6 protein-coding genes and 1 pseudogene are annotated in these 4664 nt (G+C 34.5%); all 7 read left to right on the forward strand.

Translation table 11 applies throughout. From position 1 onward, the window contains the following. Window positions 1–275, forward strand: a pseudogene (locus tag JUJ52_RS22475) (DUF6262 family protein); the annotation flags it as partial. A 162-nt stretch (window positions 276–437) separates the two neighbouring features. Next, complete coding sequence (map, locus tag JUJ52_RS22480) at window positions 438–1178, forward strand: type I methionyl aminopeptidase (protein WP_166529905.1); 741 nt, start codon at window positions 438–440, stop codon at window positions 1176–1178. 490 nt (window positions 1179–1668) lie between these two features. Then, complete coding sequence (locus tag JUJ52_RS22485) at window positions 1669–2211, forward strand: DinB family protein (RefSeq protein ID WP_166529906.1); 543 nt, start codon at window positions 1669–1671, stop codon at window positions 2209–2211. A 174-nt stretch (window positions 2212–2385) separates the two neighbouring features. Further along, window positions 2386–2979, forward strand: a complete 594-nt coding sequence (locus JUJ52_RS22490; RefSeq protein WP_121604078.1) for a type 1 glutamine amidotransferase family protein — start codon at window positions 2386–2388, stop codon at window positions 2977–2979. Window positions 2980–3079: 100 nt separating this feature from the next. Then, a complete protein-coding gene (locus JUJ52_RS22495; protein ID WP_205389217.1) occupies window positions 3080–3583 on the forward strand; it encodes a GNAT family N-acetyltransferase in 504 nt (167 codons plus the stop codon). A 131-nt stretch (window positions 3584–3714) separates the two neighbouring features. Continuing rightward, complete coding sequence (locus JUJ52_RS22500; RefSeq protein WP_026681868.1) at window positions 3715–3960, forward strand: hypothetical protein; 246 nt, start codon at window positions 3715–3717, stop codon at window positions 3958–3960. A gap of 149 nt (window positions 3961–4109) precedes the next feature. Next, complete coding sequence (locus tag JUJ52_RS22505) at window positions 4110–4619, forward strand: GNAT family N-acetyltransferase (RefSeq protein ID WP_205389215.1); 510 nt, start codon at window positions 4110–4112, stop codon at window positions 4617–4619. The last annotated feature ends 45 nt before the right edge of the window (window positions 4620–4664 follow it).

Consider the following 4664-nt stretch of genomic DNA (forward strand, 5'->3'; position numbering starts at 1 on the left):
CGAATTTTGCTCAGTTTTTTTAGTCTAGGAAATTACAATAGTGTTGCAGAGGAAGCAGGTGTAGGGAAAGCAACATTGTACAACAATACTGAGATTCGTGAGAGAATTGAATTATTAAGGAAGCAGGACTCGCAAATGCCAACACCAAAACAATTAAAACGAGAAATGAAAGGCAGCAATAAAAATGCCATTATAGATTCACTAAAACGGAAATCAAGAAACTAGAAGATAATAACAAACAAGTACTAAAGCAGTTAAAAGTAGTAGGTGTATAAAAAAATTTAGTAAAACTATATAGGTTGAAGTAACGATACCAACAAAACATTCTCATACTATGTAGTAAACGGATCAAAATGTTGAAGAACAATCCGTTTCGTTTATGCTAGAAACTAAATGGTATACTAATCACAAAATACTTTAAAAAGCGAGGATATACAATGGTTGCAAGGACTAAAAAGGATTTTAATGGATTAAAAGTAATTGGGGGAATTTGTGGAGCGATTCGAGATGAATTAGTCCATTGTACAAAACCTGGAATTACCACAAAAGAACTCGATGAAATTGCGAAGAAGATGTTTGAAAAAGCAGGAGCCCAATCTGCACCAAAAGGAGAATACGGTTTTCCTGGATATACGTGCATTAGCATAAATGAAGAAGTAGCGCACGGGATTCCGGGGAAACGGACCATTCAAGAGGGAGATATTGTAAATATTGATGTTTCAGGTTCTAAAAATGGGTATTTCGCAGATACGGGAATTTCCTTTGTAGTAGGTAAAGGAGAGATTACTTTACAGAAAATATGTGACGTTGCTAAAGAAGCGTTCGAAGCGGGGCTTAGGAAGGCAAAACCAGGCTCGAAAAAAAATGCGCTGGGTAAAGCTGCACATAATGTAGCGAAACAGCATGGCTTAACAGTTATAAAAAATCTTACTGGGCATGGTATTGGGCGTTCGATTCATGAAGAACCAACACATATTTTCAATTACTTCTCACGCTGGGATGACGAAATTTTAAAAGAGGGTATGGTAATTGCCTTTGAGCCGATAATATCTACGTTTGAAGAAGAAGTTTTCCAATCCGAAGATGGATGGACCTTCCTAACCGATGAAAGCTATGTCGCTCAATACGAACATACGATTATTCTTACGAAAGAAGGACCGATTATTACTACAGCGTAAGAACATTAGTACCACATTTGGGAGCGATTCCCGAACAATTACCAGCGCCCTTATTACGGATTAGGGCCATTTCGTTGAGTAAAGCAAGGGGGACGATTAATTGTATTTTCCATCCAAGAAAGACACTTGGTTAGCTTTACTAATTTGGATGGAATCTTAGCATTTCCGGCCCAGTTTCATGGAAGGATGAAGAAGAAGAGCTCACACCCCTTTGGCACTTTACGCATGCCGCTACTCATGAATTTCATTACAAAGGATAAATCGTTTCAATGCTCAGGCAATTAGAATATACTTCGGACGATACGGATCTTATCAAGCCGGCAACAATAAGTTAATAGTAATAAGATTGTTCATGAAACGGTCGCGATTATTACAAATTACGTCTTTTCAAATTGCAATAACGGAAAAATGATTGTGGATATTTACGAATTTGACAATTGTTATAAGGTCAAAATCAGTTATTCTTTTATGAAATAAGGAAGGTGAAAAAATGAAGAATTTAAAAGATAAACGATTTATTGTTGACGTAAAATCAGGTTATACCCCATTAATAGGAAGATTATTATCTATGTTGGAATATACACGAATTACAACGCTCGAAGCCATAGAGGGGTTAACAGCAGAAGAACTTGATTATCGTATAGATGGCAAGGGGAATTCAATAGGATGCCTTTTGTATCATATAGCATGTGTTGAAGAAGTCTATCAAATTATGACATTTGAGGATAGGGAACCTACTAAAGAAGAGCTACAAAAGCTTGATATAGGATTGAATCTCGGTGAAAAGGCACATACAGAAATCACCAATAATGGAATTGAGTTCTATGTAGAAAAGTTAAACTTAGTACGAGAGCGCACACTAGATTGTTTTAAGGAAATAGAGGATAAATGGTTAGATAAAGTTTCCCCTTTCGGTCCAAATCATAAAGCAAATAACTATTTCCGTTGGTTTCATGTATTTGAGGATGAGCTAAATCATCGAGGTCAAATCCGGCTAATTCGTAACCATATGAAAAGAAAACAGAATGTTTGAATTATAGTTATAAATAGTAAGCGATAAGAGTAGTTTTTTCTATAACAGGGATTTATTCAAGAAACGGGCGAAATAACGGAACGAAGTTGTGCTAGAATTGGGCCAAATGATGGAATATTAATCTGGTTAAATAAACTTTATGAGAGTTGTATTGAGAAGAGGGATTGTGTTGTTATGAAAAAGGCGTTATTTCTTATATTGGACGAGTATGCAGATTGGGAAGGTGCTTACTTGTCGTCGGCATTAAATCAAAGAGAAGATTGGTCTGTTGATACTATTTCTTTAGATGATAGTGTAAATTCAATAGGTGGTTTTAAAACTTCTGTTGATTATATCATTGGTTCAGAACCTAAGGATTTTGATTTATTAGTTATGATTGGTGGGAATTCATGGGGAAATGATAATAAAAAGCTTTTGCCATTAATCAAAACTACCTTTCAAAACAATATTCCCATAGGGGCTATATGCGGTGCAGTGGACTTTTTGGCAAAGAATGGTTTCCTAAATGATCATAATCATACCGGAAATTCCGCTTATATCTGGAACGATTATGAAAATTATAATCCTAAGGGTAATTTCCTAGAGGAACAGGCAGTAAAGGATAAAAAATTGGTCACTGCAAATGGAACGGCTGCTATTGAATTTACTCAATTAGTTTTGGAATTGATTGAATTTGACACACCAGAGAATGTCAAAAAAATGATGTATATGAATAAGCACGGTTTTTATAATTACTGCGAAAAATATGGAAACCCATTTTTGGCTTAATATACAGTAACCATTGTTTCAGAATCGGTTCAGTTTGTTGGAGAAGTGATTTTTCATTTCCCAATTAAAATTATAAGGAAATATAAGCGGGGGAAATAGCATGATTGTAGTTAAAAGAGGATTGCCAGAGCATGTTGAAGGTATTTCTAAAGTTTGTTCCGAAGGTTGTCTGGACACATATGAGGGTATTAGAAGTCCAGAAAATATAAGAAGGAATAATGAGACATTTTATAATTATGACCGTATACTTCATGAGTTAGATGAAGTGGACGATTGGGACGGCTATTTTGTAGCACTCGACAATGGAGTTGTTGTTGGGGCTATTGGTGGTGGCATGATAGATGATGATAAAAGTGAAGTTTATGTTTTATACTTGGATCCTGAACGCCGTGGGGAAGGGATCGGTACTCAACTTTTAAACCATTTAACAGATATACAACAGACAAAAGGTTCTAAGGAACAGTGGGTATCCGTTCAAAAGGGAAATAATAAAGGTATTCCATTTTATGAAGCAAGAGGGTTTAATTTTATGTACGAAAAAGAGGCATTTAGTAATGCTGAAGAAGAAGATTATATTTCTTTAAGATACCGACGAGAAATATAAAAATTGTACTTTGGGAAATAGTCTCCCAACCTTCTCCAATAGACTTAAACAAACGGGTGCTTTTCCAAATAAGAATCTATGCTCTATTTTAGAATAGGGCCAGATTGTTATATAAACACAGGAGGGGGGATATGAAGCATATTCTCCAATATACAATGGGGCATTTAGGATATTTCATAATAGGGTATATGGCGTTAAGGGTTATGATTATTCAAGATGATAAAGTTGGGTTTACTATATTAGTTGTTGGATCTTTTTTACTTGTGGGCTATGTGCAATTTTTAGAAAAACGGCACGGAACACCAAAATATAGTGGTTACATAAAGCTAATTTTAGTTATAGTATTTTTAATTTCAAGTTTTATAATGCTTATTTAAGCAAACGGGAGAGATTCCAGAACAAGAACCAGCGCCCTTATTACGGATTAGGGCCAGATTATGGAATAAGCAACAATTCAAGAAAAAGTGTAGGTTAGTTTTTAGAAGGTTATTAATGTAAACATTAAAATTGAACGGGGATATTACACATGGATATATTAATTGAGAAGTTACATGCCACAGATGCGGAAGATTTGTATAAGTTTGAACTTGAAAACAAATATTTTTTCGAAAAAATGGTACCGACCCGAGGAAACGAATACTATAAGTTTGAGATTTTTAAAAGAAGACATGAAACATTACTTAAAGAGCAAGCTGAAGGAGTTTCATATTTCTATTTAATTAAAGATAAAAATGGTTCTATTTTAGGAAGAATTAATTTAGTTGATATTGATAGATCTCAAAAAATTGGTTATCTAGGCTATAGAGTAGGACAACTACATACTGGAAAAGGTGTTGCTAAGAAAGGATTGAAATTATTATTAGAAACATTAACAGATCGAGATATTGAACAGGTTAAGGCAAAAACAACAACCAATAACATAGCATCCCAAAAGGTTTTAGAGAAAAATGGATTTGAGCAAACAAAAACCAGTGATCAAGAATTTGAAATGAATGGTCAGAAGTTAAAATTTGTGTATTATAAATGGACCAAATAATCTTGAAAAAGAAACGGCTTGATTGTTGTATAAAACTTAGGAAGT

Source organism: Virgibacillus sp. AGTR, from assembly GCF_016919725.2.
GTDB classification, from domain to species: Bacteria; Bacillota; Bacilli; order Bacillales; family Amphibacillaceae; genus Virgibacillus; species Virgibacillus salarius.